The sequence below is a fragment of the Streptomyces sp. NPDC042201 genome, from assembly GCF_055582185.1.
The window spans coordinates 201,680-227,703 of sequence record NZ_JBVJDS010000006.1; the positions used below are offsets into that span (position 1 = coordinate 201,680).

Annotated in this window: 24 protein-coding genes; 2 read left to right on the forward strand and 22 right to left on the reverse strand. The window is 71.8% G+C overall.

The annotated features are described in order from the left end of the window. The 12 genes from ACZ6MZ_RS16780 to ACZ6MZ_RS16835 all read right to left on the reverse strand — a co-directional run bounded on the left by ACZ6MZ_RS16780 (position 1) and on the right by ACZ6MZ_RS16835 (position 9,029). Positions 1-966: an SRPBCC family protein gene (locus tag ACZ6MZ_RS16780; protein ID WP_389790242.1), complete on the reverse strand. Its 966-nt coding sequence runs from the start codon at positions 964-966 to the stop codon at positions 1-3. A gap of 6 nt (positions 967-972) precedes the next feature. Beyond that, positions 973-1,824, reverse strand: coding sequence for a histone protein (locus tag ACZ6MZ_RS16785; protein ID WP_389790243.1), 852 nt, complete (start codon positions 1,822-1,824; stop codon positions 973-975). Further along, positions 1,817-2,083: a gas vesicle protein GvpG gene (locus tag ACZ6MZ_RS16790; protein ID WP_389790244.1), complete on the reverse strand. Its 267-nt coding sequence runs from the start codon at positions 2,081-2,083 to the stop codon at positions 1,817-1,819. Before ACZ6MZ_RS16790 ends, ACZ6MZ_RS16785 begins: the two co-directional genes overlap by 8 nt. A 1-nt stretch (position 2,084) precedes the next feature. After that, positions 2,085-2,831 (reverse strand): GvpL/GvpF family gas vesicle protein, encoded by a 747-nt coding sequence (locus ACZ6MZ_RS16795; protein WP_469352590.1) that lies wholly within the window; start codon positions 2,829-2,831, stop codon positions 2,085-2,087. Between the two features lie 3 nt (positions 2,832-2,834). After that, positions 2,835-3,290, reverse strand: a complete 456-nt coding sequence (gene gvpJ / locus ACZ6MZ_RS16800) for a gas vesicle protein GvpJ (protein ID WP_389790247.1) — start codon at positions 3,288-3,290, stop codon at positions 2,835-2,837. A gap of 34 nt (positions 3,291-3,324) precedes the next feature. After that, on the reverse strand, positions 3,325-3,645 hold the full coding sequence (locus ACZ6MZ_RS16805) for a gas vesicle protein GvpO (RefSeq protein WP_469352592.1): 321 nt from the start codon (positions 3,643-3,645) through the stop codon (positions 3,325-3,327). 74 nt (positions 3,646-3,719) lie between these two features. Next, positions 3,720-4,178, reverse strand: coding sequence for an SRPBCC family protein (locus tag ACZ6MZ_RS16810; RefSeq protein ID WP_469352594.1), 459 nt, complete (start codon positions 4,176-4,178; stop codon positions 3,720-3,722). A gap of 68 nt (positions 4,179-4,246) precedes the next feature. Next, positions 4,247-4,693 carry an Asp23/Gls24 family envelope stress response protein gene (locus ACZ6MZ_RS16815; RefSeq protein WP_469352596.1) on the reverse strand — a complete coding sequence of 149 codons (447 nt, stop codon included), beginning with the start codon at positions 4,691-4,693 and terminating at the stop codon, positions 4,247-4,249. A gap of 209 nt (positions 4,694-4,902) precedes the next feature. Then, a complete protein-coding gene (ligD, locus tag ACZ6MZ_RS16820) occupies positions 4,903-5,877 on the reverse strand; it encodes a non-homologous end-joining DNA ligase (protein ID WP_469352598.1) in 975 nt (324 codons plus the stop codon). Between the two features lie 440 nt (positions 5,878-6,317). Next, the gene (locus ACZ6MZ_RS16825) at positions 6,318-7,124 is read right to left on the reverse strand and encodes an ATP-grasp domain-containing protein (protein ID WP_469352599.1); all 807 of its coding nucleotides are present in this window, start codon (positions 7,122-7,124) and stop codon (positions 6,318-6,320) included. Next, positions 7,121-8,023, reverse strand: coding sequence for an ATP-grasp domain-containing protein (locus ACZ6MZ_RS16830; protein WP_469352600.1), 903 nt, complete (start codon positions 8,021-8,023; stop codon positions 7,121-7,123). The genes ACZ6MZ_RS16825 and ACZ6MZ_RS16830 overlap by 4 nt, the downstream gene beginning before the upstream one ends. Positions 8,024-8,159: 136 nt before the next feature. Further along, on the reverse strand, positions 8,160-9,029 hold the full coding sequence (locus ACZ6MZ_RS16835; protein WP_469352603.1) for a class I SAM-dependent methyltransferase: 870 nt from the start codon (positions 9,027-9,029) through the stop codon (positions 8,160-8,162). 48 nt (positions 9,030-9,077) lie between these two features. Here ACZ6MZ_RS16835 and ACZ6MZ_RS16840 point away from each other — a divergent pair, with 48 nt between their 5' ends. Beyond that, positions 9,078-9,671 carry a helix-turn-helix domain-containing protein gene (locus tag ACZ6MZ_RS16840; RefSeq protein WP_469352604.1) on the forward strand — a complete coding sequence of 198 codons (594 nt, stop codon included), beginning with the start codon at positions 9,078-9,080 and terminating at the stop codon, positions 9,669-9,671. Between the two features lie 21 nt (positions 9,672-9,692). Here ACZ6MZ_RS16840 and ACZ6MZ_RS16845 read toward each other — a convergent pair whose 3' ends face one another. Next, positions 9,693-10,985 (reverse strand): amidohydrolase, encoded by a 1,293-nt coding sequence (locus ACZ6MZ_RS16845; protein WP_469352606.1) that lies wholly within the window; start codon positions 10,983-10,985, stop codon positions 9,693-9,695. Positions 10,986-11,153: 168 nt separating this feature from the next. On the opposite strand from ACZ6MZ_RS16845, the gene ACZ6MZ_RS16850 reads away from it, so the two are divergent. Beyond that, positions 11,154-11,330: a thiazolylpeptide-type bacteriocin gene (locus ACZ6MZ_RS16850; RefSeq protein WP_066952405.1), complete on the forward strand. Its 177-nt coding sequence runs from the start codon at positions 11,154-11,156 to the stop codon at positions 11,328-11,330. 78 nt (positions 11,331-11,408) lie between these two features. Here ACZ6MZ_RS16850 and ACZ6MZ_RS16855 read toward each other — a convergent pair whose 3' ends face one another. Genes ACZ6MZ_RS16855 through ACZ6MZ_RS16895 form a run of 9 tightly spaced genes read right to left on the reverse strand, consistent with a single transcriptional unit; the run spans position 11,409 to position 25,967 of the window. Beyond that, positions 11,409-13,370 (reverse strand): TOMM precursor leader peptide-binding protein, encoded by a 1,962-nt coding sequence (locus ACZ6MZ_RS16855; RefSeq protein ID WP_469352608.1) that lies wholly within the window; start codon positions 13,368-13,370, stop codon positions 11,409-11,411. Beyond that, positions 13,367-14,122 carry an ABC transporter permease gene (locus tag ACZ6MZ_RS16860; RefSeq protein ID WP_469352609.1) on the reverse strand — a complete coding sequence of 252 codons (756 nt, stop codon included), beginning with the start codon at positions 14,120-14,122 and terminating at the stop codon, positions 13,367-13,369. The genes ACZ6MZ_RS16855 and ACZ6MZ_RS16860 overlap by 4 nt, the downstream gene beginning before the upstream one ends. Further along, the gene (locus ACZ6MZ_RS16865) at positions 14,119-15,099 is read right to left on the reverse strand and encodes an ABC transporter ATP-binding protein (protein WP_469352611.1); all 981 of its coding nucleotides are present in this window, start codon (positions 15,097-15,099) and stop codon (positions 14,119-14,121) included. Before ACZ6MZ_RS16865 ends, ACZ6MZ_RS16860 begins: the two co-directional genes overlap by 4 nt. A 29-nt stretch (positions 15,100-15,128) precedes the next feature. Then, positions 15,129-16,241: a peptidase M50 gene (locus ACZ6MZ_RS16870; protein ID WP_469352613.1), complete on the reverse strand. Its 1,113-nt coding sequence runs from the start codon at positions 16,239-16,241 to the stop codon at positions 15,129-15,131. Continuing rightward, on the reverse strand, positions 16,238-17,341 hold the full coding sequence (locus tag ACZ6MZ_RS16875; protein WP_469352614.1) for a lantibiotic dehydratase C-terminal domain-containing protein: 1,104 nt from the start codon (positions 17,339-17,341) through the stop codon (positions 16,238-16,240). The genes ACZ6MZ_RS16870 and ACZ6MZ_RS16875 overlap by 4 nt, the downstream gene beginning before the upstream one ends. Beyond that, entirely contained in the window at positions 17,329-20,139 is a 2,811-nt protein-coding gene (locus ACZ6MZ_RS16880) for a lantibiotic dehydratase (protein ID WP_469352616.1), read from the reverse strand. Before ACZ6MZ_RS16880 ends, ACZ6MZ_RS16875 begins: the two co-directional genes overlap by 13 nt. Positions 20,140-20,160: 21 nt before the next feature. Further along, positions 20,161-21,759 (reverse strand): nitroreductase family protein, encoded by a 1,599-nt coding sequence (locus tag ACZ6MZ_RS16885; protein WP_469352618.1) that lies wholly within the window; start codon positions 21,757-21,759, stop codon positions 20,161-20,163. Between the two features lie 37 nt (positions 21,760-21,796). Continuing rightward, positions 21,797-23,692 carry a TOMM precursor leader peptide-binding protein gene (locus tag ACZ6MZ_RS16890; RefSeq protein ID WP_469352926.1) on the reverse strand — a complete coding sequence of 632 codons (1,896 nt, stop codon included), beginning with the start codon at positions 23,690-23,692 and terminating at the stop codon, positions 21,797-21,799. Positions 23,693-23,732: 40 nt separating this feature from the next. After that, a complete protein-coding gene (locus ACZ6MZ_RS16895) occupies positions 23,733-25,967 on the reverse strand; it encodes a TOMM precursor leader peptide-binding protein (protein ID WP_389790275.1) in 2,235 nt (744 codons plus the stop codon). Between the last annotated feature and the right edge of the window lie 57 nt (positions 25,968-26,024).

A 26,024-nucleotide genomic window follows, 5' to 3' on the forward strand; every position in this document is an offset into this window, starting at 1 on the left:
TCACTCCTCTTCCTCGTCCTCGGCCGGTTCATCCTCGTCCTCGTACTCCCACTCGCCCTCTTCGTCCTCTTCGCCGTCCTCAGCCTCGTCCTCGTCAGCGACCTCGCCGTCCTCCTCCTCTTCCTCCTCCTGCTCGGCCTCTTCCTCCTCCATGGCCTCTTCGTGCGTACGGACGACTTCGCCGTCCCGGATCTCACCGCGCCACGCGTCCTCGGGCTCTTCTTCGGTGAGCGTGACGTACCGCTGGAAGTGTTTGAAGTCCAGGCGCAGGCGCCGGCCCTGAGCACGCCACAGGTTGCCGGTCTTCTCGAAGAATCCGGACGGGTAGTACTCGACGACGAGGACGATGCGGGTCAGGGCCGGTCCCAGCTCATGGAAGCTGACAGCTCCACGGGTCGTGCCCTTGGCGCCTTCCGAGGTCCATACGATGCGCTCGTCGGGCACCTGTTCCTGAACGGTCGCTTTGAAACCGCGCGTCGACGGGCCGACCTTGACCTTCCAGTCCGTCGTCACCTCATCGCTCTGCGACACATTGCGCACGCCCTTGGTGAAGCTGCCGAACTTCTCGTACTGCGTCCAGTGGTCGTACGCGAAACGGAGCGGCACGCCCAGGTCCAGGACCTCGATGATGCTCGTCACCTTGGTGTCGCCGGCCTTGCCCTTGCCCTTGCCGCCACCGACCAGGTCTTTGGCCTTGCCCACGACGCTGTCCTTCACCCCCTTCGCCTTCTGGGCGAAGAAGGCCTTCACGGGGGATTCGCCTTTGAGGATGCTGGAACCGATCGCGGGCAGTATTCCGCCGTTCTCCGCGACGTCGGTGAGCTTTCCGGTGACCCCGGTCAGCTTCTCGCCGGCCTTCTCGACCACGTGGTCCACTTGGGCGCTCAGGTAGCGGGAGAGTTCTTCGCGCAGCCGGTCGAGACCTGAATCGCCGGCGTCAGGGGTGTCCTGTTCTGTCCTGGCCATGACCGGCTACCTCCCGCGATCGGCGCGCTTGGATGTCCTCTTGGCCGCACGCTGCGACGACGACGCCGACTTCTTCGCGGCCGTCTTCTTGGCCGGCGAGGTCTTCTTCGCCGCCGTCTTCCTGGCGGGGGCCGTCTTCTTCGCGGCGGACTTCTTGGCGGGAGCGGCCTTCTTGGCCGGGGCGGACTTCTTGGCTGGCGCCGACTTCTTCGCGGGCGCCGACTTCTTGGCCGGAGCGGCCTTCTTGGCCGGAGCTGTCTTCTTCGCCGGCGTCCTGCTGGGCTGCCGCTTCCCGGGCGCGGGCCTGCGGCGCCTGGGCGGAGCCTCCTCTTCTTCCGGCTCCTCCTCTTCTTCTTCCTCTTCCTCTTCTTCTTCCTCTTCAGGCTCTTCTTCGTCCTGGTACTCGTCCTCCGGCTCCTCCTCGTACTCGCCCTCCGCCTCTTCCGCCTCTTCTTCCTCCTCGGGCTCTTCCTCCTCGTACTCGTCCTCGTACTCGTCCTCCGCCTCTTCGTCCCCCTCTTCTCCTTCGTCCCGCGCGGCCTTCTTCCCACCGAGGCTGAGGGTGCGGTCACTGATCGCGTCGGCGAGGGAGCCCATACCGCGGTTGGCGACCGCCGTCAGCGCGTTGCGGGCCGCGTCGAGGCCTTCGGACTTCAGCTGCTGCTGGAGCTCGGCGACCTGCGGGACCTCACCGAGCCGGCGCACGCCCTCGGCCACCAGCTGCCGCGGTTCGAGGCCGAAGCGCCTGCCCGCCAGATAGGTCACAGCGGTCAGCGCGAGCCGGCCCTTCTTCGTGCGGCCGAGCACATAGCCACCGACGACTGCGGCAGCCAGAGTTACCTTGGTCTGGTCATCCATGAGAGTGCCACCTTCGATCGCTCGCCGGGTCCGGCCGACCCTCGTAGAGCCGGTCGAGTAGCCGTTCCTCTTCCTTTTCGAATGCCTCGAGGCTGAGATTTCCCTCTTCGAATTCCTCATTCAGCAAGGCAAGTTGGGCGCGGATCACGGCCGGGTCGTGCACCTCGCGGTCCGCGGCGTCCAGCAGTTGCTCCGCCACCCAGGCCACCCCGCGGACCGGCGCCAACGGCAGGGTGAGAATTCCGGTGATCAGTCCCATGTCAGGCTCCCGCTCTCACGAGAGGGCCCTCGGGCGCGACAAAGCTGTAGCAGGGCAGCGGTCCCGCGACCCGCAGTTCCACGTGGTCACGACGGAGTGCGGCGAACTCCCGCGCCACCGCCCTGAACCGGTCGCCGGCCGCCCTGTCGACGAGAAATGACGTGTTGAGCACACAACCGGAGACCTCAGGGCCGGCGGCCACGGCGTGGGCCAGGGGTGTCAGCTCCAGCACGGCACGGCGGCCGGCCTCGGCCGCCCGGCGCGACAGCGCCGTCACCACCGCCTCGCCCAGACGCAGATTCGCCTCGTATCCCGGATGCCGCCGCGCGGCCTCACGGAGCTGCTGGATATTCCTGTCCTCACGTACGAGACCGGCCAGCGCGTCGGGCGGCGCGAGCGCCTTGACGTTCACCTCGACCCGTCCGGCCAGCCGCTCCAAGGCCGTCAGGTGACGGCCCTCGGCGGCGGCCAGTTGCTCGTGGACCGTCGCCTCGTCCGGCGCGACCATGCCGAACCGCATCGGCAGCACGGGCCCGCTCTCGGTGAGCCGCAGCAGCAGCTCCTGATGCGCGAGGAGGTCACGGCGGCGGGCGCGCAGCTTCGGCGGAACGTCACTGACGACGGCGGCGAGCGGCCCTTGCGTGAGCACGCGCAGCGGCAGGGGCGGGCTCCCCACTCCGCAGGCTCCCGCCGGAGCCGGCTGCTTCGCCCGGACGATGGCGTAGACGTACACACCGCTGTCTGCCACCGGTCAGTCCTCCGAGGGACGGCGGCGGCGGGTGGCGGAGCGGGCAGGAGCGCGCCGCCGTGGCCGCGTCTCCTCTTCCTCTTCCTCGTCGGAGTCCTCGTCCCCGGCGCCGACGGCCTGGCGCACCGTGTTGCCCACGGACTCGGCCGCCTGCTTCACCTTGCGCTTGCCGACGGACCTGGCCATCCCGCCGCCGCCACCGAACAGCTCGGGGACCGTCGTGCTGCGCGAATCGCGCTCCAGGTCCAGCCGGTTGCACGCCTCGGCGAACCGGAGGTAGGTGTCGACACTCGCCACCACGATGCGGGCGTCGATCTTGAGGATCTCGATGCCGACCAGGGAGACCCTGATGAACACATCGATCACCATGCCCCGATCCAGGATGAGTTCCAGCACGTCGTACAACGTGCCGGCGCGCGGTACGTACGCGACCTCGTCGGAGTAGGTGGTCGTTCTCATGGGTGCGTCCTCTCAGCTGGTCGGATCGCCACGGTCACTCGTCGGCGGCGCCTCTTCGGTAGCGGCGGACCCTGCGGTACTCCATGAGTTCGCCGTCCTGGTTCAGCTGCACCTCGTACGAAGCGAGCAGGCTCGTGGTGTCGGGGATACGGGGAACCTCCAGGACGTCCACGACGACGCACCATCCGTCCTCGTTGCGCCGCACCCCTGACACGCCCTCCGTGTGGTGGCTGATCAAGCTCGCCAGTCGCTCGCGGGCGGCATGAGCGGCGTGCTCCGGCCCCTGCTCGGAGGCGGCGCGCCGACGGGTCGCCGTGGACGTGGGCCGGGCCCGTGTTCGACGTTCTTCTGCCATAGGACAAGTCTGATCACTATCCCGCCCACCGCATCCTGGGCGGGCCTATCGAGTACGCCGCCCGCGGGGCCGACTTATTCGCCGCGTTCCGCGGTGTCCCGCGTCGTCTGTCCGACCACGGCGGCGAGCCGTCCGAGCATGCTGCGGTGGCGGATCTGGATCAGCGTGTCAACGGCGGTGTTGTGCACCGCCCCGCCGGGGCCGCGGAGCGGATGCTCGTCCACGACGACCAGCGTGTCCTGTCCCCACGGCTGGACCTCGATGGCGATCCTGGCCGTACCGAGCGGGCCGCTGTACGCCTCGAGTTCGAGCCGGTGGGGTGGTTCGTACCGCCGGACGACCGTGTGCCCGCCGACCGTCCACGGGCCGAGCCGGACCTGGTATTCGATCGTCGACCCGAGCTCGGGCCATGTTCCGTCGGCCGGGCGGGACCGGGCTGTGCCCACCACCCAGTCCGCGTACCGATTGCCGTCCTCCAGCACCGCCCACACGGCGGCCGGGGGCCTTCTGATCAGCTGATGCCGTACGGCCATGGGTGCCTCCAAGGACATACGTGTGCCCGTGACTCGCCGGGCGGTCGGGCGGTCGGGGAGAGCCGTGCTCACTGCACGCGTGCCGCGTGCGCCGAACTGTCGTCACTCTCGTCCTCGGATCCCGGCACGTGGACGTTGAGAACGTTCACATTGGCCTCCACGACTTCCAGCCCCGTCATGCTTTCCACCGAGTCAGAGACATGGGACCGGATATTCCCGGCGGCTTCGGCGATCGGCGTACCGTACTCGACGACGATGTCGAGGTCGATCGCCGCCTGCCTCTCGCCGACTTCCACCGAGACGCCCCGCCCGGGATCGTCCGCACCGGATACCTTCTCGCGCACGGCCCCGAGCGAACGGGACGCGCCTCCGCCCATCGCGTACACACCGGACGTCTCGCGGGTCGCTATACCGGCGATGGCGGAGACGACCGAGTCGGCGATGGTCGTCTTTCCCTTCACCGCGCCGCCCTTGCCGGTGGACATGCCCGCCATCGCGGGTTCGTTGGCTGCCATGAGGGAATTCCCTTCCTGAAGGAGAGCTTCCGCCGGTGCCTCCGCTGAGGCAGGCGCAAGTGAAATGCCGCCGACCGCAAGGCTTTCCGCTCACGGCCGCGACCCCTTCCTCCCACTCTGCCCGGCTTGTTCGCATGGCGCCATTCGGGTGAGTCCGGCGCGAATGGTGAGCGCAGTGCCCGGCCACGGACCGGCCTGACGGGCAGTCGTCAGGGCGGCCGGGGATCGTGGAGCCGCGTCAGATCGGGGCGCAGCCGGTGCCATACGGGGTGCCGGACATGGCCCCCGGACGTCCAGCCGGACAGGGTGATCTCGGCGACGAGGCGGGGCTCGACCCAGTGCGGAGCCGGCACCCCGACCGGGTTGATGAAGGGGGAGGTGTCACGGGGAATCACGGCCAGGTAGCGGGCGAGGTCACGCCGCTCGCGGTCGGACAGCCCCGAGCCGACGGCTCCGACGAAACGCAGTCCGGCCCGCTCCGCCACCCCGATCAGGGCCGCGCCGGGAAGGCCGGTGATGCCGCCGCGGCCCTCCGACCAGCCCCCGATGATCACGTCGAGGGTCACGACGTGCTTGGTCTTGCGCCAGTCCGTCGACCGGACGCCCGGGGCGTACCGGGACGACAGGCGTTTCGCGACGACGCCCTCGAAGCCGGCCCGCAGCGAGGTCTCCCAGGCCTGGTGCCCGTGCCCCTCGACGAACGCCGGCACCGACCAGTGCGGACCGCCGAGGCCGAGGCCGGCGAGGACGGACCGCCGCTCCCGGTACGAGGAGCCGAGCAGGGACCGGCCGTCCAGGTGCATGACGTCGAACAGCATGAGGTGAACGGGGTACTGCCCCGACAGGTGCGCCGCGCGGCGCGGGTCGGCCACGCCCATCCGCCGCTGCAGCAGCCCGAAATCGGGCCGCCCCTGGTCGTCCAGGACCACGACCTCGCCGTCGAGCACCGCCGGCCGCCCGCGAAGCTGCTCACCGAGCGCCGCGAGCTCCGGGTAGGTCGCGCTCGCGTCATTGCCGCCGCGTGTGCTCAGCCGTACCGTCCCGTCGCCCGGCGCGGCGGTGACGCACCGGGCCCCGTCGAACTTGACCTCGAAGGCCCAGTGCTCCTCTTCACCCTCACCGGGCAGCGCGCCGGAGAGGGCGAGCATCGGCCTGATGGCGGGAAGCGGTGCGGTCGGCGCCATGCCTTCGATGATCCCCCGGGCCGTACGCTCCCGCAGATCGGCCGCCGGTGATCGCCCTCTCGGCCGGCGCCGTCCCGCCGACGCCGGCCCGGCAGCCCGGCGTCACGGCCCTTCGGCGAGCGCGGAAAGGCGTTGCGCGCGGGACACGCCGGGGAGGATCGTTTCCGCGGCAGCCGGCGAGCCACGACGCACCGGAGGGGGGTGCGTCGTGGCACCCGCCGTCGTGGCGCCCGACCTCGTGGCACCCGACCTCCGGGCACCCGCCGCCGCGGCGTCAGAGCCTGTCGGGTGACCTTCGATCGGGGAGCGGACGCGGTCTGGTGCGTGCGATTCCAAGGCGCCGGGATGTCCTCGTAGCGGAGCTACTAGGACATTTCGGCAACGCGGGAAGCGTGCGTGCTAGGGCGTGGCCGCCCGATCAGAGGTCACCCGACAGGCTCTCAGGCGCCCGCCCGCAGCGCCAGGGCGGCGAGTGCCTCCGGGGCGCCCGCCTGGCCCCGTATGCCGGGAAAGGCGTTGATGTCCACGATCAGCGGGGCGCCGTCGCCCGCGTCGATCACGTCCACGCCGTACACGTCCAGCGCGAAGACGGAGCCGACCTCGCGCACCAGGTCCAGCCAGCCGTCCGGCAGTTCACCGAGGGCGAGCGGCAGCGTCGGGCCCCGGCCCCCGTCCGCCAGCTCCGACCGGCGCAGGGCGCCGAAGACCTGGCCGGCGACGACCCACAGCTTGTGGTCCCAGCCGCTGTTGGCGGTGAAGGGCTGTACCACCACCGGCTCGTCCGGCCAGTCGGCGCACAGGGCGCGCAGGCGCGCGGCGTCGTCGGCCCGGGCGACGAGGTCGTGCCGTCGGCTGTGCCGGCTCTTGACCACCAGCGGGCGGGTGGGTTCCGCCTCGGCCGCGAGCAGCCGGAGCGCCGCCACGGTCCTGGTCTCCGCGAACGGCAGTCCGGCGCGCCGGGCCAGCTCGGCCATTTCCGTACGGTCCTGGCAGAGCCCGGTCGCCGCGGCCGAGTTCAGTACGGGGGCGCCGCGTTGCTCGATCGACCGGGCCAGGGACAGCGCGCGCGGTGTCCGTGCCTTCAGCAGATAGACGTCGGCGAGCGTGCCGGGGCCGGCCGGCTCGCGCGACAGGCAGTCCTCCGCCCCCGGATCCAGCGACTCCACGTGGTGGCGGGGCGTCAGCAGGGCGGTCGTGGCGGCCAGCAGCGGGTGGTCGGGCCGGGGCGTGATCAGACAGATCCTCATCGGCCCTCACCCGCCGTCGCGGGCAGCTGCGCCGGAACCCGCACCGGTTCCTGGACGGGGGTGAGGGCCGTCGCGCCGGGTACGGCGCCGCCGGTACGGGCCAGCTCCAGGACGGCGCGCGCCACCCGCGCCGCCGCGTCCGGCACCTGCCGGAAGCTCGGGAAGTCGTTCACATCGACGACCACCGGACCGTCCGGGCCGAGCAGTACGTCGACGCCGTACAGATCCAGCCCGTAGACCGCCCCCACCTCGGCGGCGATCCGGGCCACCTCGGCGGAGAGCGGGACGCGCCGCTCGGGCGCCGGCCGGTCCGGGTGGAGCGGGGAACGCCGCTCGGTCGCGTACAGCTCGCCGCCCACGCAGTAGATCTTGAGGTCGATTCCCGAGTTCGGCACGTACGGCTGGGCTATCAGCATCCCTTCCCCGGCCAGTTCGTGCCGCATCCCGGCCAGCAGGTCCGGCGAGGCCACCAGCCGTACCGCGCGCCCGGAGCTCCCGTCGGCGGGCTTGACGACGAGCGGGAACTCCGCGTCCGGGATCTCCGCCAGGGACTCCGGCCGCGCGGCCGCGTATGTCAGCGGTACCGGCAGCCCGCCGCTCCGCCCGATGACCGCCGCCAGCACCTTGTCCCGCACCCCGCGGATCGACCGCGCGTCATTGACCGTGGTCAGCCCGACCGCCGCGGCGGTCTCCAGCAGGGTCAGTCCCGGCCCCCCGGACACCGTCTTGAGCACCCAGGCGTCGTGGCTGCCCGCCCGTATCTCCTCGGACGCCCGTATCAGCGAGCTGCCGGGCCGCAGCACATCCACCCGGTGTCCCCAGGCGTCGAGTTGGCGGATCACTTCCACGGGCATGCCGTCGTAGCGGTACTGCTCCTCCACCAGAAAGCAGAGTCTCATCGACCTTCCCCGTAACCCCGGACGTCTGAGGATGCTGTCCGGCAGACTGTGACACCTCGGGGTTCATGATCCGCCCCCGCGTCACCTCCCGCCGCACCGCCCCCGACGCCCCGTCACCCGCCGCGCGGTGACCGGCTCACGGGCGGCGGGCGGCCCACTCGGTTCTGGTGCCACGGACGACCAGGTCGTGGCGGTGCAGGACGCCGTCGGGTCCGTCACTGTCGAGGAGCGTGTCGAGGGCGGCCAGGTCGTCGGCGGCCATCCGGCCTTCGAGCACCGGCCGGATACGGCGCAGGTACGCGTGGGCGTAGTGGCCGGTGGCGGGCGGGTGCGGGGGCCTCAGGTCGATCGTGAACGTCCGCTTGCCGAGGATCGCGAAGCCGCTCCGCTCAAGATGCGGGCCCCAGTCAGGACCGAGGTGCGGTTGCGTGTCGGCCCGCTCCTGTTCCAATGCCTCGTGGCAGCGTGATTCGAGGCCGGGGCGTCCCAGGCCGATGTCCTCGGGCAGGAACCGGGGCGGTGCGTCCATCTCGGCCACGGCCAGCAGGCCACCGGGGCGGATCGTGGCGAAGGCGTCCTTGAACACCCGGTCGGGGTCAGCCATTTCGTGCAGTGAGTTGGACGCCCACACCAGGTCGACCGGTTCGACGGCGGGCCAGGCCACGTCCAGGTCGGCCCGGACCGTACGGACCCGGTCCGCGATTCCGAGGTCCGCGGCCTTGGCCCGGACGCGGGTCAGCAGCTCCTCGGTCCGGTCCACGGCGATCACGTCGGCCGCGCCGAAGCGCCGGGCCAGGGCGATGGTCCCGGTCCCGGTTCCGGCGCCCAGATCCAGGATCCGGCGCAGCGGTACCTCCGTGGCCTGCCGCTGAATCCAGCTGGTCACGTCGGACAGATAGGAGTGCAGGACGGCGGCGTCCAGGTCCAGCAGCTCGGCCATCGCCGCCGAGTCGCCCCCCTGGTGCGGACCGTGCGGGTGGTGGTGAGAGTGATCGCGGAGTTCCATGGGTGCGACCCTACGAGCCCAATGCGTGAATGGCATAAGCTCTTGCCTATGACGCAAGAACCGGATCTCGACAGCCTGATCCGCCGGCGGATCAAAGGACTGCGCCTGGCCCGGGGCTGGTCGCTGGATGCCCTCGCCGCCCGCTGTTACTTGAGCCCTTCCACCCTGAGCCGTATCGAGACCGGTCACCGACGGATCGCCCTCGATCAGCTGGTGCCCATCGCCCGGGCCCTGGGCACCACCCTGGACCAGCTGGTGGAGTCCGTCGATGACGACGACGTGGTGATCAGGCCGGAACGCGACCATGTGCGCGGGGTGACCACCTGGATGCTCACCAGGGAGCGGGCACCGCACGGCGTGACCGTCGCCAAGATGCGTATCACCGCGCCTTCGCGGCCGGTCGGCATCGGTGAGATGGGCGTGCATCCCGGCCGGGACTGGTTCACGGTGCTGTCGGGAACCGCTCGCCTGCAACTGGGGGAACGGACCATCCTGGTCGAGCCCGGCAGCGCGGCGGAGTTCTCCACCATGGTTCCGCACGCCATCGGAGCCCACGACGGCCCGGTCGAGATCCTCATCATCCTCGACCACGACGGTGAACGCGCCCACCTCCACCCGTGCGATAAGCACCCCGGCCCGTAGGCGGGGGGCCGTCGGGCGGCTTCAGCCGGTGTCCGCCGCCGGGGCGCCGGTCTTCAGCCAGGACAGGGCCGCACTCGTCAGCGCCGTGATGCCGGTGGGAAGCGTGGTGCGGACGTCCGGTGCGAACTCCGGTGAGTGGTTGGGCGGGAGGGCGGCGAGCTTCTCCTCGGCGGTGCCGGGGGTCTCCGACCACGCCTTGGGGCCCACCGCGCCGAGCATCCAGTAGGACAGCGGGATGCCGGGCATTCCGTGCAGGGACGTTCCCGCGTCCCCGTAGAGCGGAAAGTCCTCGGTCGCCATGGCCGGCGGCCAGGCGGCGACGCGCTCGGGGCCGTAGAGGCGCAGATGGGCCTCGCGCACGGCGGCCGTGGCCGCCGGGTCGGGGTGGGTGACCGGGGAGCGGGACACGACCGTGATCTCCGGGTCACGGGGGCAACCGGACGCGGCGCATTCGGCCCTGACGATCCGTTCCACCGCGCCGGCCAGCCGGTCGAGCGCGCGCTCCGACAGGGCGCGGACGGTGATGCCGAGCGTCGCCCGGTCCGGGACGAGGTTGTTGCCGGTCCCCGCGTGGAAGGAGCCGACGTTGAGCACGACGGACTCGGTGGGCGCCGACTCGCGTGACACCGCGCCCTGGAGCCGCAGGACCGCGGCGGCCCCGGTGAGCACCGGGTCCACCGCCAGCTGCGGGGTGCCGGCGTGGCCGGCCCGGCCGTGGATGACCGCCTCGAAGCTGACGCTTCCGGCCAGCATCGGGCCGTAGGCATGGGCGACCATGCCTCCCGGCAGCGGGGCGGTGTGCTGGGCGAGCACGATGTCGGGCCGCCCGAAGCGCTCGTACAGCCCGTCCTCCAGCATGGCCCGCGCTCCCGCGAGCGTCTCTTCGGCCGGCTGGCCGACGATCACCACGGTCCCGCGCCAGCTGTCCCTGGCGCGGGCCAGCAGCGACGCGGCTCCCGCCGCCGCGGCGGTGTGCAGGTCGTGTCCACAGGCGTGCATGGCCGGGCCCTCACTCGCGTACGGAAGGCCGGTCCGCTCCCGCAGGGGCAGCGCGTCGAGTTCGGCGCGGATCATGACGCGCGGCCCGTCCCCATTGCGCAGGACTCCGACGACTCCGTGGCCGCCGACGTCGCTTGTGACCTCGTACCCCGCGTCCCGCAGCCACTCCCCCAGCCGGGCGGCCGTGCGCCGCTCCTCGCCGGAGAGTTCGGGGTGGCGGTGCAGATCCAGGTAGAAGGCGACCGCCGGGCGGAGGACCTCCCGCACCCCGTCCAGGACGGCTGTGTTCTCTGCGGTGTACGCGACGGGGCTCACGCGGTACATGGTGCGCCACCGGCCAGGCACCTGACGAACAGACCACTGACGAGCGCGGTCAGCGGAAGACCTGCCGATCTGCCAGCGGGGTCGGCTGGAATGGTGCGCAGCACGACGACGGACCCCCGGGGAGCCCCCCGGTGGCCTGGCTTCCCCCAAGGAGTCCCCATGGCTGACAAGAGCATCCTCGCCTCCCTCGCCGACGAGATCATGGAGCTCGAGTCGGAGACCTTCGAGATCTCGGACTACTCGGACGCGAGCGAGGTCGTTCTCGCGGGCTCCACGAGCTGCAGCTCGACGTCGACCTGTTCCTCCACCACCAGCACCACCTCCTGCAGCGCCTGATTTTCGCGCTTCGCTCACGACGAGCGGCCCCTGCTTCCTTCCGCGCAGGGGCCGCTCGTTCTGTGTGTGCCGGGGCGGTTACGGGAACGGATGCGGCACCTTGCGGATCTCCGCTTCGGTCAGCTCCGTGCCGCGCAGCCCCGCCCGGTGGGCGGCGGTGCGCAGGCGTGGCAGGTGCGGAGCCCGCTGGCGCGTCCAGCCGAAGTCGATCGGCAGCAGTCCGGGGACGATCGTGGACACCGTGCGCAGCCCTATGCGGTGCTGTTCCGGGGTGGTCTGGTCGACGACGATGACATCGTGCCCCGCCCGTACCAGCTCGTCCCGGCAGTGCGTCACATCGTCGCGCAGGTCGCCGGTACGCGGCCGGTCCCGCTCCTCCCAGCTGCGGTAGACCTCCGCCATCGGCCGGACGGCGGCCGGCTCCAGGTACGTACGGACGTGTTCGGCCATGCGCGGCAGACCGTAGAGCTGGGCGTGGTCCTTCAGATGCAGGACCTTCCCGAAGTCCTCGGCCATGGCCTCCAGTTCGCCGCGCCGCTCCTCGACCTGGCGGGGCAGGTGCGGGATGTAGGTGAGCACCTCGGACAGGGCTCCCTCCAGCGCCGCCGCGGGATCCAGGCTCGCGCCCGCGCCGAAGGAGAAGGTGCCGGGGCCGCCGTCGCGCCGTACGGCCAGGCCGGTGACGACCGGTACCGCGAGGTCGATCCGGTTGTCGAAGGCATGCACGTCATAGCCCTGCAGACCGGCCCGCTCGATCATGGTGCGGACCGTCCTGTCGCCGATCGAGTCGAGTGCGATCTCGGTGAGCGGGGTGGCTCCGTACCAGGCGACCAGGAAGGCGTCCCGCTCGATGAGTTCGAGCAGACCGCCGAGGACCGCCTCCTCCAGGCAGCTGCCGATGGCGCAGCCGTTGGAGCATTCGAAGACGAAGTTGTCCGAGGCCAGGCCCGCGCTGTAGTGGACGAGCCGCGCCGGTACGAGGACCGGCCGTTCGTCGCGCAGGGAGTATCCCCAGACCCAGGGGATGGGCCGGTCGGGGTCGAAGGGGCTGACCATCGGGTCGTCGCGGTAGGTCTCGGGCGCGTAGAAGCCGCACTCGGCGGGGTCGAGGGCGTCGTCGCCGAGGGCGCTGTAGGCCGCGGTGAGCAGCGTGGTGCCGGTGCGCCGGTGGGTTCCGGCGTACCGTTCCAGGCCTTCCAGATAGGCGAGGTCACGGCTGGCGTCGAAGCCGTTGGCCTGGCCGCTCCAGGTGACATCGGTCAGGCCCGCGTATCCGCGCATGAAGACGCTGCCGGCGACGGGCGCGGTGGTGGGCGAGGTGACATTGATCCAGGTGCCGGAGCCGAGGACCCCGGAGACGGGGTTGGCCAGGGCCAGGGTCGGCATCGGGTAGGACGACGCCGCGCGCAGCCGGTAGGCGTCGGGAGCGGGCTTGGGCCGGCTCACCAGTCCCAGGCGTGCCTGGTCGGGGCTGTCGGCGCCGCGCGGCCCGCAGTGCGGGCAGAGCGGATCGGTGAACAGCGGGTACGTCCGCACCTCGAGCGTGGCGAGGTCGAGCCGGGACACCTGCGGCAGGCTCCGGTCGGCCGCGCCGGGCCCCGGGGGGAGCACGCTGTCGGAGAGGACGACCGCGCGGTAGAGGGCGTCCACCGCGTCGAGGGCGTACGGGGTGAGCCACGGCCAGTCGCCGGCCGCGCGGGTCCGCTTTCCGGTCTCCAGGGCGTCCCGCTCGGTGCGGGTGCGCAGCCGCTGCCAGCGCATGGCCAGGCACTGGCCGCACGCGGGGGCGCTGCCGTCGCCGCCCCAGGGGCCCACCAGCACCGCCTGGGCGGTGAGATGGACGGTGGAGGTGGCGCGCACGTCCGCGAAGCGGTCGTCGCCGCGGTGGCCGAGGACATCGCCGGCGCCCAGCGGCACCACCGTCGGGCCGCCGGCCGGGGCGAGCCGTTCGGCGAGGGCCAGCTGCAGCTGTGCCCGTGCCGTCTCCAGCGGTGTGCCGTCCCGTACCGCGGCCGGCGAGGCGGTCGTGTCCGTCGTCATGTCGAGTTGCTCCAGCGGAAGGTCTTCAGCGCCAGCGCGCCGAAGATGACGGTGAACACGACCAGCCCCCCGCAGCCCAGGGCGATGTCGTCGAGACCGCCCCGGCCGGAGAGGGCCGCGGACACCGCGTCGTTGAGGTAGCGCAGTGGCAGCACGCGCGAGACGGACTGCAGCCAGGACGGCATCATGTCGAGCGGCAGGAAGGATCCGGAGAGGAACGCCATCGGCACCATGAGGAAGTTGGCGATGGCGGCGACCGCCTCGGGGGTGTCGGCGTAGGAGCCGATGACGACACCGATGGTGAGGAACGCGGTGATGCCGAGCACCAGCACGGGCAGCGCCAGCGGCCACCGGCCGTCCAGCCGCATGCCGAAGAGCGGCAGCATCGCCACCGCGACGAACACCACCGCCTGGACCACGCCCACCCCGATGGCGATGACATAGCGGGAGCCCAGGACCGAGGGCAGCCGGGTGGGGGTCATCCGGATCAGCCGCAGCAGGTCGTCGCGGCGCCACTGCATCAGGGTGAACGCGACCCCGAAGACAGCGGCGTTGGCGACACCCCAGGACATGACGCCCGGCGCGATGTAGGAGATGTACGGGCGGCCGGTCTCCTCCACCTCTTGGCCCCGGAAGATCAGCCCGAAGACGACCAGGAAGAGCAGCGGGAAGGCGAAGGTGAAGAAGAGAGTGGCCTTGTCCCGGATCTGCGCCCGGTAGCCGGCCCCCGTCAGTGCTGCGTACGCGCTCATCCCTGCTGCTCCGTGTCGTCGGTCTCGTCAGTGGCTGCGATGGGGGTGCCGGTGAGTTCGAGGTAGACGTCCTCGAGGGTGGCGGTGCGGGTCTGGACGCCGTCGAGGCCGGTGAGCGCGTCGACCGCCTGGAGGACCTTCCCGGAGACCGCCGTCTCCAGGACGAGGGAGCCGCCCTGCACGGTGACCCGGTCCACGCCGGGAATCGCGGTCGCGTCCGCCTCGCTCATCCGCTCGGTGGGGATCATCACCCGCGTCGGCGCCGCGGCGGCGCTGACCAGGTGGTGCGGGGAGTCCAGGGCGACGACGGAGCCGGCGACCAGGATCGCCACCCGGTCGCACAGGGCCTCGGCCTCGTCCAGATGGTGGGTGGTGTAGACGATGGTGCGGCCCTCGCTCTTGAGCTCGCGCAGCACCTTCCACAGATCGCGGCGGGCCTGCGGGTCCAGGGCGGCGGTGGGTTCGTCCAGGAAGATCAGCTCGGGGTCGTGGACGAGCGCCGAGGCGATGGCGAGGCGCTGCCGCTGGCCGCCGGAGAGGTTCTCGACCATGACGTCGCGCTGTTCGGCCAGCCCGACCATGCCGAGAGTGCGGTCGGCGTCCTCGCGGCCCGCCCCGTACAGCGCGGCGACCGTGCGGAGGTGTTCGCGCGCGGTCTGGCGTACGAAGAAGGCGGAGGACTGGGTCTGCACACCCAGCCGCGGCAACAGCGCCACGTTCCGGGGCCAGGGCGCCTGCCCGAGAACCGTCACGGTTCCTGAGTCCGCCTGGCGCAGGCCCTCCATGATCTCGACGAGGGTGGTCTTGCCCGCGCCGTTGGGGCCGAGGAGCCCGAAGAACTCCCCGCGGTTCACCTGGAGTGATACCCCGTCGACCGCCTGCCGGTCCCCGTATCGTTTGCGTATCTCCTCGACGACGATCGCTGCGCCGGTGGCTGCCTCGTGCGGCACGGACGCCATGGTCCTGGCCTCGCTCATGTGGTTTTGCGCCCCTCGGGGGTTGTGGGTCAGTGAACTAGGTGGAAGTAGAGGCCTGTTGCCAGGGCCGCGAGGATGAGGACGACGAGAAGAGTCGATCCCAGCCCGTAGCAGAGATAGAGGACGCGGGCCCGGCGGGGGTACGCGGCGGCGGCCGGCCGGTCGCTGAAGCAGAGCCGCAGGTACCGCCCGCTCTCCGGCCCGAGCTGGGAGACGCGCAGGGCGTGGCCGAGCATGGTGTACCCGTCGAGCGGAGGCAAGGGGAGCAGGTTGACCAGTGCCTGGACGCTGCCGAGGAGCAGCAGACCGGACAGCACCCGGCGGGTGGGGTCACCCTCGGGCAGCGCGGCCCACCAGGCCAGGAAGGGCAGCAGGAACAGCAGGTTGGCGAAGGCGCCGGCGCCCGCGACGGCGAACTGGTGCCACCGGGTGTGCAGATAGCGGTAGTTGTCGACGGTGCAGTACATCACCGCCGCCGGCAGCCGCCAGCGCAGCCCGATCTCGCTGACGGTGCCCCCGTAGTGCCGGGCGCTCACGCCATGGGCCAGTTCGTGCAGCGCCGTACTCAGCCACAGCAGGGTGAACACCGCCACCAGCGCGACGGGTTGCCGGACCAGCCACCAGGTGTCACGGCCCAGCTCCGGCAGGTTCGCGGCGAGCAGGACCTCCATCGCCACCATGAGCCCGGTCAGCGGGAGCAGTACCGGGGCTCGCAGGACGGGGCGCAGCCGCCGGTGGAGGCGGCCGGTGGTGGCGTCGGCGTCGGCGACCAGCCGCAGGGTGCCCCGCATCAGGGTGCCGTTGAGCGGGGTGCCCGCCGGAGCGGCCGGCGCCGGCCGGGGCGGCGCCCCGGCCAGCAGCCCGCGGGTGCCGAGCAGCTTCAGGAGCTGCTGCCAGTGCGCCTCGGCGAGACGCTTCCCGAATGCCTCGGCGTACTCCCCTCCGATCTCTCCCAGGCTGCGGACGCCGTCGAGCCGGGAGATGAGGAAGTACTCCTTCACGCCGACCTCGAAGGCCGCTCCGCTGTCCGGCTCCTTGATCAGGTGCACGGTGGCCGGGCCGTGCAGCAGGGCGGGGCTGAGCAGGATGTCCGGGCGCAGCGCCGGACGGTGGGAGAGGAGTTCCCCGGGTGTGGCGGTCATGGGATCGCCGCCGGGGCGGGTGCGCCGGCGGGGTCCTCGCGCAGGACCCTGCCGAGGACGTGCGAGAGGTAGGCCTCGTCGCGGATCGTCACATGCAGCCGGTTGTTCGTCATATGCATGTACGGGGACAGCAGCAGCGGCAGCGCCACGGCGGGGTCGGTGACCTGCTCGTCGCGCGTACCGTCCCAGGAGCGGAACACCAGCTCGCCCCGGGTGATCAGGTCCTCGGCCCGCGCGCGCAGTTCGAGGCAGTGCTCGGCCCAGCCGCGCAGGAAGGCGGGCAGCCGGCTCAGGTCACCGGTCTGGACGGCCTGCCGGATCCCCTCGAAGCGGCGGCCGAGGCCGGGGGCCATCCCGGCGTAGTTCTTGTCGTACTCCTTCGAGCCGATGAAGCCGGTCCCGGGGAAGGCGTTGTGCCAGAACTCGTAGTAGCGGTCCAGATAGCCGCCGAGTTCTTCCCGGTCGGGCAGGAAGCAGCCGGCCATGACCATCATCAGCTGAGCGGAGGTTCCGAGCAGCACGGTGCGCAGATGCAGGTTCATGGTGCGGAAGGCGTCCATGACCAGGTCGCTGGAGTGGGCGAAGTGCCACTCGGCGAGCTCGATGCCGGCCGGGCCGCCGTACTTGCCGTACTCGGGCTCGTACGGTTCGTAGGAGAAGGAGTTGTTGGGCCGCAGGTTCATCCTGCCGTCCGCGTCCATGAAGTCGCCGCGGTCGCCCTCGGGGAACTCGATCTCGAAGAGGGTGTTGTAGAACTCGTTGAGGAAGCCGGAGTCGACCTCGTAGAGGGCGGGCCGGGAGCGCAGGAAGCCGCTGATGGCCTCCTCGGCGCGGCGGCGCACCTCCGCGGTGGCGTCCGCGTCGACGGGCCTGAGCCGGAGGCGGACATGCGGTCCCTCCAGCCAGTAGTTGATGAAGAAGTGGCCCGCCAGGAGGGAGTCGGCGGTCAGTTCCGCCACCAGTGGCCGGACGCAGTTCACCAGCAGGGGCTGCGGGTTGGCCGCGTAGAAGATGTGGATGGCCTGCCAGTCGCCCGCGGCGCGCGCCGCCTCGGGTCCGGCGCCGGTCCCGGTGCTGGGACCGGGGGTCAGTTCTGGCATGTCGGTGCGCCCTTCGTACGTCGGGTCGAGGTGAAGGTCTCCACGGCCAGCTCGGCGACATGGCTGCCGCGCCCGGACCGCACGTGCAGCCCGCCCTCGGCGGGCAGCATCTCCCGCAGTACGACGCGGTCGTCCGGGTTCGTCAGCAGCGCTTCGAGGGCGGTGAGGGAGAGACAGCTGTGGAAGTCCACGTACTGGGGCTTGGCTCCGGCGCCGCCCCTGGGTCCGCTGGACACGGTGGCGAAGACCTGGTCGGGCAGTTCGTGCTCGCGCCGCCAGCGCTGCCAGTCGAGGAACCAGTCCTGATCGCCGGTGCCGGGCCGGCGGGCGGGCAGGGCGCCGGCCGTCGTGGCCCAGCTGCGGCGGCTGAGGACGACATTGCCGTGCAGCACCCGGGGCCGTGAGGTCACTCCGCCCCGCGCCTCGCCCTCCGGGACGCCTCCCCACAGGTCCAGAGGCGCCATCGAGGTCGGGGACATCAGCAGCAGGGTGCGCGGGATCTCGGGCAGGGCGAGCGGCACGAGATAGCCCAGGTAGACGGGGACGACCTCGCGGCCGAGCCGCTCGGAGCGCAGGACCAGCCGGTCCGTGTCCGCGTCGTGCTCGACGTACAGGTCGTCGAGGTGGATGCGCCGTTCCTCGGGGACGGTGCTGGATTCGCCGGGGCAGACGATCTCGTAGTCGGTCAGCGGGCTGTGCAGGTTGAGGTTGCTGGTGACGGCGCCCCCGGTGATCTCGGCCAGGACCGCCCCCTCGGGGGTGATGGCCGAGGCGGTGTCCCGCAGGGCCGGGGAGAAGGCCCCGGGTGTCTCCGGCGTCTCCGGTGAGCCGTCCGGGTCCGTGTCGTAGACATGGGTGAAGCGGCTGAAGGGGAAGGAGAGACCACCGTACGAGCGGTTGAGCACGATCAGCGGGTCGCCGTCCCTGCGGGTCAGCTGCAGATGGTGGCACTGCGGTGCGAAGTCGGTCGCGACCGGGGCGAGTTCGTCCGCCACCGGCGCGAGGTCGCTCTCCGCGAGATGGATCTCGGTCGCGTCACCGCGCTCCGCCCAGGCCTGGCGCATCCGGGAGATGAACGTCCTCCGCGCGGCGTCGATGGCGCGGATTCCCGGCAGGCCGAGCCAGTTCTCCTCCGGTGTGTACTCGCCCTGGTCGTCGAACGGCCGGCGCTTGCCGGCGAACGAGAGGTACTGGTCGAAGAAGTCCTCGTGGAAGTCGTGGACGAGTCCCAGGAGGTCGTCGCACCGGCCGCCGCGGCCGTAGCGCGCCAGGAAGAAGCCCTTGAAGGTGACGCGCTGGGGAAGCGTCAGGTCGAAGGCGGGGAGGATCCGCTCGACGGAGCGCAGCGCGCCGCCGGCCGGTTCGGTCCACGCGCCGAGACCGCAGGTCACGTCGCGGCCCGCGCTCACGTCCTCGTACAGCAGCGTCTGCGGCAGTGTTGTCTCTCCGGTGCTCAGCAGCGCCTGGGCGGCCAGCAGTCCGGCGCGCAGTTCGCGCAGCAGTGCCACCCGGTCGGCGCGGCCCGCCGACGGGAAGCGGTCGATGGTGCGCAGCGGACCGTCGAGCGCGGCGGCCAGAGCGTCGGCCCAGGGGCGGTCGAGGGCGCTCAGGGCGCTCTGGAAGGAACGCAGCGGTTCGGGGCTGTGGACATCGGTGTCCAGGCACGGCACCCGCACCATGCCGAGCTGGAGCAGCGCCGCCACATAGGTCTCGCACTGGGCGGGCTCGGCGTCGTGCTCGGTGCGGAGCCAGTCCACCAGCTCGTGGTAGCGCAGCTCGGCGCGCCCGTCGAAGAGACCGAGCAGCCGGTCCAGCGTCCCGCTGCGGCGCAGGAAGAACAGCCGGTCCTTGACCGCGTCGAAGGTGACCGCGGCCGAGTCGTCGCCCGCGGTCGTCCACTGGCGTACGTACCGGATCCGGTCGTCGTCGCGCTCCCAGCCCGAGGCCAGCCGCACGGGCAGGTCGCCGCGGCGCGCGGGGTCGGCGAGGACGAGCTCGGCGAGCCGGCCCAGCACGACGACGTTGAGCCGCGGATGGCTCGACCACTCCTCGTCGATCCGGATCGTGGCGTCGTCGCCCTCGCCCGCGCCGCCGCCTTCGCCGAAGACGCCGGTGGCGACGCCGGTGAAGGTGCTGAACGGGCTGGTCTTGCACGCCGTCCGGTACAGGTACGACAGCACCGACCGTTCGATCTTCCGCATCCGCTTGTCGGGCCGTACGCCGGAGGCGGCCTTGCCGACGTAGGCGTCGAGCTGTCCCTCCAGGGTCGGGGAGGCCAGCAGGAGACCGCAGCGCAGCCGGTCCTCGGCCAGCAGGCCGCGCAACGCGGCCCGGGTCCTGTCGAAGTCGGCGGCGAGCAGCGGCGCTCCCTCGGCGCGCAGCTTCTCCAGGTGCTGCCGGTCCCGTACCCAGTCGGCGGTCAGCTCCGCCGCGCGGGGGTCGAGCCCCGCGACCAGCCGCGCCGCGGCCTCGGGCGCGGCGGGCAGCCGGTTGTTGAAGATCTGGCGGCGCAGGGCGAGCAGTTCACGGCGCTGAGTCCCGCCCTCCCCGTCCGGGGAGACATCGGTGGACTTCACCACCTCGTGCAGGATGTCGCTGAGTTCGGCTCCGCGGGTGCGCAGCCGCTCCTCGGCGGCGAGGACGTCGTCCGCCCAGCGGCGGCTGTCCCCGCAGCGCAGGGCGTGCACGGACTCGACCGGGAGCCCCGCGACGCGCAGCATGAACCGGCGGCCCGGTTCCCAGCTGGTCTCTGTCGTACTCGTGGTCGTACTCGTGGTCGTACTCGTGCCCGGTGTCATGGCAGTTTTCCCCATCCCCGGTCAGGCGATCTCGTAGCGGAAGTCGGCGGGCTGCGGCCGCTCGTTGCCCAGCAGCATGATCAGCAGGGGAGCCTCGCCGCTGTCCTCGAGGGCGAGTTCCTCGATGTACGAGATGTTGTCGAAGCCCAGGGCGACGCCCGCGCCGAGCCCGAGGGCGGAGGCCGCGGTGTAGAAGGTCTGGGCGATGGCGCCGATCGTGCCGTTGACCAGCCGGTATCCGCGGTCGCCGACGGCGTCGAGGACGGCGGTGGTCCGCATGGTGGGGACGATCACCGCGCCCGCCTGCTCCAGGTTGTAGTTCGACAGGAAATAGTTGCGCTGGAGGAACGGTCCCGGCGCTCCCGGCACCACCAGGCGCAGGGCGTGCGTGGCGGGGTCGTAGGCGTACGCGCCCGGTTCGACGCCCTCGACATGGTTGACGAAGGCGTACAGCGTGACGAGGCCCGGCGCGTCGGCCCGCTCGGCGTCGCTGCCCAGTGAGGCGGCGGCGCAGGCGCCGAGGGTGGCGGACAGCTGCGCGGGGGTGACGGCGCTACTGGCGTCGAAACGCCCGAAGCTGCTGCGGCGCTCCCGCAGCGCGGTGCGCACGCTCACCCGCGGCAGCTGCGGCTCGGGCAGTGTCACGGGCGAGCCGATACCGGCCGGCAAAACGGTGGCCGCCGGGTCGAGCGCACCCGGCGCGGGACGGTCGGTGGCGGCTTCGGCGGTCGCGGCGTGGATGCGCTGGAGGGTCTCGAAGCGCAGGACGGTGCGGGAGCGCTCGGTGTCGGTGTGCGCGATGGCCGGGGGCGCGGGGAGCTCGGCGGCGGTGGGCCGCGCGCCCTCCCAGGTCAGCGGGACGACGGCGAAGATGCCCTCCTCCTCGTTGTCCACGCCCAGCAGACGGCTCAGCCTCGCCTCGTCGAACCACAGGGCGGGTTCGACCTTCAGCCCCTGCGAGCGGGCCCAGATACGCCAGGTCTGGAGGATCGCGCCGAGATCCATGCTGACCGCGTGGAAGGAGAAGCTGTTGTACTTGAACGCGTTCTGCCAGTACTTGATGCCCAGGACCAGGAACTGGTCGCTGTCGGTGCCGGCCGCTCCCTCGCCGAGCGCCGCGCGTACCTCGCCGGTCACATCACCGGCGAGCAGGCGCTGCATGGAGTGATGCGGCGCGGAGTAGTAGTGGATGCCCGGGGCGGCCGGCCCGCTGGGTCCTGAGACCCAGTAGACACTGACCGGGTACAGCCCTCCGCCGGAGGCGGTGCCGCGTGACCAGTTGGCCTGGGAGTAGTGCGGAAGCGCCGCCAGGTCGGTGTTGGTCTGGACGCCGAGCCGGCGGCCCGTCAGCCCGTAGGAGTCGCGCAGCATTCCGGACAGCGAGTCCAGCGTGAACGGCCGCTCCCCGGCCGGCTCCCCGGCTTCCCCGGCGGGCAGACAGCCGGCCGCGGCGGTCGCGTCGGCGGGGACGTCCGCGTCCGGCAGCGGGAAGGACTCCACGCCGGGGTAGAACTTGGCCTTCCTCGGCCGATCCGCCCAGTCGGGGACGAAATCGGCGGGCTCCATCGGGATCCGGCCGCGATGCATGATCGCTTCCGCATAGTCATGGGCGTAGCCCACTGGACCCTCCTCTCTGCTGGTCTCTGCTGGACGTGGGTTACGGGAAGGGGTGGGGTGCCGGGTTGATGTCGTCCGGCCCCAGGTCGTGGTCGCGCAGCCCCGCCGTACGCAGGGCGGTGCGCAACCGGGGCATGGTGCGGGCGCGTTGCCGGGACCAGCCGAAGTCGATCGGCAGCAGTCCGGGGACGAGGACGCTGACGGTGTGCAGCCCCAGCGTGCGCTGCTCGGGCATGGTCTGATCCACGACCACGACATCGAAGCCGGCGCCGGTCACCGCCTCGACGCAGCGCCGCAGGTCCTCGCGGAGATCCTGGGAGGCGGCGGCTCCCGAAGCATCCGGCCAGCGCAGATCACGGACGGCGCGCGGGGCGGGCGGGGCGCCGTCCCCGAGCGGGCCGCGTCCGTCGAGGAGGAAGGCGGCGTGCTCGCCCATCTCCGGTACGCCGTAGACCAGCGGGTGATCGTGCAGGGCTGTCACCTGGTCGAAGTCCCCGGCCATGGCGCGCAGCCGGGGTTCGTCGCGCTCGGTGCGGCCCTGGAGGTTCACGGCGTCGGTCGCGATCTCGCAGAGCGCCGAGTCCAGTGCCGATTCGGGGTCGAGACCAGCGCCCGCGCCGAAGCACATCCGGCCGGGGCCGCCGTCGAAGCGTTCCGCCACGGCGGTGACCACCGGGATCGGGAAGGTGACGCGGGTGTCGAAGAACCGGGCCCGGTAGCCGTACATCGCCAGCCGGTCGACCATGTGCCGGGTGCTCGCCCGGGTGCTGGTGGCCGGGTCGATCTCGGGCAGGGGCTGCTGTCCGTACCAGGTGAGCAGGAAGGCGTCGCGCTCGATGACTTCCATCAGGCCGAAGTAGATGGCCTCTTCCAGGCATCCGCCGGAGGCGCAGCCGTTGGAGCTCTCCTGCACGAACCGGTTCTCCAGACCGGGTGCGTGATAGTACGTCAGCACTTCCGGCACCAGACGCGGCGTGTCGTCGCGCAGGGAGTGGCCCCAGACCCAGGGGATCTCACGGTCGGGGGCGAACGGGCGCACCCGGGGGTTGTCGCGGTAGAAGGCCGCGGAGTACAGGCCCACTTCGCGGGGATCGACCGCGTCGGCGCCGAACTGGTCCAGCGTTCCGGTGACGCTGGTGATCCGGGAGCGCGCCCGCATTCCGGCGTACCGCTCCATTCCCTCAAGGACGCCGATGCGGTTGCTGGTGGCGAAGGAGTCGGCGTGGCCGCCCCAGAAGGTCTCGCGCAGATACTCACCGGAGCGCATCGAGAAGCAGCCGATGGTCGCGGAGGTGGAGGTGGAGGAGACGTCGTGGACCACGGAGGGCCCCAGCGCGCCGCACACCGGGTTGGCGAAGGCCGCGACGTCGATGTCGTACGACTCGATGGGGCGCAGCCGGAACGCGCCCGGCTTGTGCTTGGGGGCCGGCCGCAGGGTGATGCGGGCGGCCTCGGAGGTGTCGGTCCGCGGCGCGGCGCAGCGCGGGCATTCGGGGTCGGGTACGAGGGGGTAGTGGCGGACCGACAGCGTGCGCAGGTCCATGAGCCGGATCTCGGGGAACGGCCCGTCGGCGGCGGGGGGCCGCTGCCGCAGGGCGGTGACGAGCGCGGCGATGGCGTCGACCGCGAACGGTGTGGCGTAGGGCCACTCCCCCGCCGCCCTGGTCTCGCCGCCCAGTTCGAGGGCGTCGCGCAGCGCCACGGACCGTACGGCCTGCCAGCGGCGGGCCAGACAGTGGGAGCAGCCCGCCGATCCGCCGTCGGCGCCGGGCAGCGGACCGATGACGGCGTGCTGTCCGTACAGGTGCACCGGGATCTCCGGTTCCGGCGGACGGGTGTGATCCCCGGGGGCGAACGCGTCGCGCGTGCCGAGTGCGGTGACGCTCACCCCGGGTCCGCCGAGCTCGCCCAGGGCGCGTCCCAGCAGGTCCTCCAGGGGGAGACCCGTGACGTCGTCCGGGCGTGCGTCGAGCGTGCTAGGCGCCACGAGATGCCTCCGTGGTGAGGAGCACGCGGGCGGTTCTGATGCCGGCGACCGCCAGGTCCGCGGAGCCGGTGGGCACCACGAGGGCGTCGCGGCCCGCCGCCTGGAGCCGGTCGAGGACCTCGGACCAGGGCGTCGTCCCGTCGGCCCCGGCGCTCGCCGTGTCCACCGGAGCGGACGCGTCGATCGTCGTCGCGTCGAGGTCGCGCAGGAGCGGGTCTCCGGTGTCGTACAGCGCGGCCGTCTCCTCGCGGTCGAGCTGCACCTTCCCGAGCAGATCGCGTACGGCGTCGGCAGCGGCGCTCTGCCGTCCTGTCCGGCTGCCGATGGCCCAGCCGCCGGCGCCCCTGGCGAGCAGCACATGGACGCCGGAGCGGCCGCTCTCGCCCAGGTCGAGCAGTTCGAGGTCGACGTCGAGGACGGCGGCGGAGCGGATGAGGAAGGTGAGTTCGGCGTCGGCCGCCGCGCCGTCCGTCAGCGCGTCGAGCGGAATCCGGCTCGCCGTGCCCCCGCGCAGCACCCTGTTCAGCGCGTCATGGGCGAGAGCGGAGAGCAGGCCGTCGGCGGCCGCGTCCGCCATCGTCGCTCCCGCGCCGGTCCCGGCGCTGGACGGCTCGAACAGCCGCTCGGCATTGTGCGGTCCGAAGGTCCGCACCGCCGCGGACGGCACCAGGATCTGTTCCTTGGTGAGGAGCGAGGTGGCCGGCGTCCACGCGGTCACCTGCTCGCCGGTGGCGCCGGCTCCCGTGATGGTCAGCGCGCCGGGCTCCAGGGTGCGCACACCCGTGCGTACGGCGCTGAGCTGATCGCCCGTCAGGGCCTCGGTGGCGGGCACGACATGCTCGGCGTACACCTTGGCGGCCGCGTTCAGCGCGCGCAGCCGGGCACCCGCGACATGGTGCACGTCGAAGGCGGCGATACGGCGCTGTGCGGTGTGCCCGGTGCCGAACTCGACGATGCTGGCCTTGAGCGGTATCTGGGTGAGCGGTTCGTCGGCGAACCGGGTGAAGACGCCGGCCCGCGGCCGGACCAGGACCGTCTTGCGGTTCAGCTCCTCCACCAGGGCGTCGGCCTCCCGGGCCGTGGCCACGGTCGGCATCGGCAGTGTGTCGCTGCCGGCCGTGGTGAGGTCCACGGTGGCGGCCTGTACGTCGCTGTCGTCGGCCTTCGCGCAGAACGGGCAGCGGGGGTGCGGCAGCAGGGGTTCCGAGGTGACGTCGAGGGACTTCATGTCCTGGATGACCAGTTGGCCCGCGGTCTCGGCGGGCAGCGCGCCCGTGGTGATGCGGAAGATCTCGTATCCGAGCAGGTTGCCGATCATGGCGGCGAGGGGACGGCTCGGGAGGTCGCCCGCCGGGGTGGCGCCGGGCAGCGCCAGGCTGTTCCAGATGTCGGCGGCCGCCGCCGCCTCGTCGTGGGATCCGATGCGCAGCGCCGCGCAGGCCCAGCAACCGGTGGCGCCGGCGGTCATCAGCGGTCCTACGACGGCGTGGTGTCCGTAGGACCAGGCCGGCAGGAGGGTGCGGCCCTCGGGCACGCCGGCCCGCAGGAGCGGGAACAGGCGCCGGGGCGCGGCCGGTCCGCCGGTCGCCACGACGATGTCGTACGCCTGGAGGTCCGCCCAGCCCAGGGGCCGCTGGGGGTCGTCGGCGCCGAGCGGCAGAAGCTCCACCGGGCAGCCGTCGGACGCCGCTTCCCGCGCCTCGGCCTCGATGCCTTCCGTGGCGAGCCCCGGCTGCACACCGATGGTGGAGCAGCCGTTGCGGATCAGGCTGAGCACACACCAGCGGGCGACGAGGTCGTCACCGAGGACGGCCACGCGTGCGGTGCTGAAGCGCCGGAAGCGGCTCTCGGCGTCGTCGGCGTAGTGGTCCACGTAGGCGATCTGCGGGGCGAAGCGCCGGGCCACGTCGGGCGGGGTCTCCCGCGCGTCGGTCACGGCCGGCGGGACGGCGCGGGCGAAGTCCCGCTCGTACAGGTTCCTGACCAGCTCGCCGACCATGGCGCGCTGCTGCTCGCCGAGGCCCTGGCAGATGTCGGAGACCGTGTGCGCGCCGGTGAGATGCGGCACGATCAACGTGGCGAAACGGTAGGCGGACTTGGCGGTCAGCTGGAACCCGCCGTCCGCGTTGTGGAACAGCACTCCTTCCGGCGTTTCGGTGAAGAGCACGTCCCGGCGAATGCGCGGACAGGTCGCGGCAACGGCTTCGTAGGTTGCTGAGCCCATGTGAATGACACCCCTGGATGCTTTGGACAAGGTGGCCGGATCGTTCGAGTTCGGGCA

What these genes read in the sequence shown, in the direction of transcription:
- ACZ6MZ_RS16780 (WP_389790242.1), bottom strand. Translation starts at nt 966, where the DNA reads ATGGCCAGGACAGAACAGGACACCCCTGACGCCGGCGATTCAGGTCTC.
- ACZ6MZ_RS16805 (WP_469352592.1), bottom strand. Translation starts at nt 3,645, where the DNA reads ATGGCAGAAGAACGTCGAACACGGGCCCGGCCCACGTCCACGGCGACC.
- ACZ6MZ_RS16855 (WP_469352608.1), bottom strand. Translation starts at nt 13,370, where the DNA reads ATGACGACGGACACGACCGCCTCGCCGGCCGCGGTACGGGACGGCACA.
- ACZ6MZ_RS16810 (WP_469352594.1), bottom strand. Translation starts at nt 4,178, where the DNA reads ATGGCCGTACGGCATCAGCTGATCAGAAGGCCCCCGGCCGCCGTGTGG.
- ACZ6MZ_RS16875 (WP_469352614.1), bottom strand. Translation starts at nt 17,341, where the DNA reads ATGCCAGAACTGACCCCCGGTCCCAGCACCGGGACCGGCGCCGGACCC.
- ACZ6MZ_RS16835 (WP_469352603.1), bottom strand. Translation starts at nt 9,029, where the DNA reads ATGGAACTCCGCGATCACTCTCACCACCACCCGCACGGTCCGCACCAG.
- ACZ6MZ_RS16880 (WP_469352616.1), bottom strand. Translation starts at nt 20,139, where the DNA reads ATGACACCGGGCACGAGTACGACCACGAGTACGACCACGAGTACGACA.
- ACZ6MZ_RS16860 (WP_469352609.1), bottom strand. Translation starts at nt 14,122, where the DNA reads ATGAGCGCGTACGCAGCACTGACGGGGGCCGGCTACCGGGCGCAGATC.
- gvpJ (WP_389790247.1), bottom strand. Translation starts at nt 3,290, where the DNA reads ATGAGAACGACCACCTACTCCGACGAGGTCGCGTACGTACCGCGCGCC.
- ACZ6MZ_RS16850 (WP_066952405.1), top strand. Translation starts at nt 11,154, where the DNA reads ATGGCTGACAAGAGCATCCTCGCCTCCCTCGCCGACGAGATCATGGAG.
- ACZ6MZ_RS16790 (WP_389790244.1), bottom strand. Translation starts at nt 2,083, where the DNA reads ATGGGACTGATCACCGGAATTCTCACCCTGCCGTTGGCGCCGGTCCGC.
- ACZ6MZ_RS16830 (WP_469352600.1), bottom strand. Translation starts at nt 8,023, where the DNA reads ATGAGACTCTGCTTTCTGGTGGAGGAGCAGTACCGCTACGACGGCATG.
- ACZ6MZ_RS16895 (WP_389790275.1), bottom strand. Translation starts at nt 25,967, where the DNA reads ATGGGCTCAGCAACCTACGAAGCCGTTGCCGCGACCTGTCCGCGCATT.
- ligD (WP_469352598.1), bottom strand. Translation starts at nt 5,877, where the DNA reads ATGGCGCCGACCGCACCGCTTCCCGCCATCAGGCCGATGCTCGCCCTC.
- ACZ6MZ_RS16865 (WP_469352611.1), bottom strand. Translation starts at nt 15,099, where the DNA reads ATGAGCGAGGCCAGGACCATGGCGTCCGTGCCGCACGAGGCAGCCACC.
- ACZ6MZ_RS16840 (WP_469352604.1), top strand. Translation starts at nt 9,078, where the DNA reads ATGACGCAAGAACCGGATCTCGACAGCCTGATCCGCCGGCGGATCAAA.
- ACZ6MZ_RS16870 (WP_469352613.1), bottom strand. Translation starts at nt 16,241, where the DNA reads ATGACCGCCACACCCGGGGAACTCCTCTCCCACCGTCCGGCGCTGCGC.
- ACZ6MZ_RS16815 (WP_469352596.1), bottom strand. Translation starts at nt 4,693, where the DNA reads ATGGCAGCCAACGAACCCGCGATGGCGGGCATGTCCACCGGCAAGGGC.
- ACZ6MZ_RS16785 (WP_389790243.1), bottom strand. Translation starts at nt 1,824, where the DNA reads ATGGATGACCAGACCAAGGTAACTCTGGCTGCCGCAGTCGTCGGTGGC.
- ACZ6MZ_RS16825 (WP_469352599.1), bottom strand. Translation starts at nt 7,124, where the DNA reads ATGAGGATCTGTCTGATCACGCCCCGGCCCGACCACCCGCTGCTGGCC.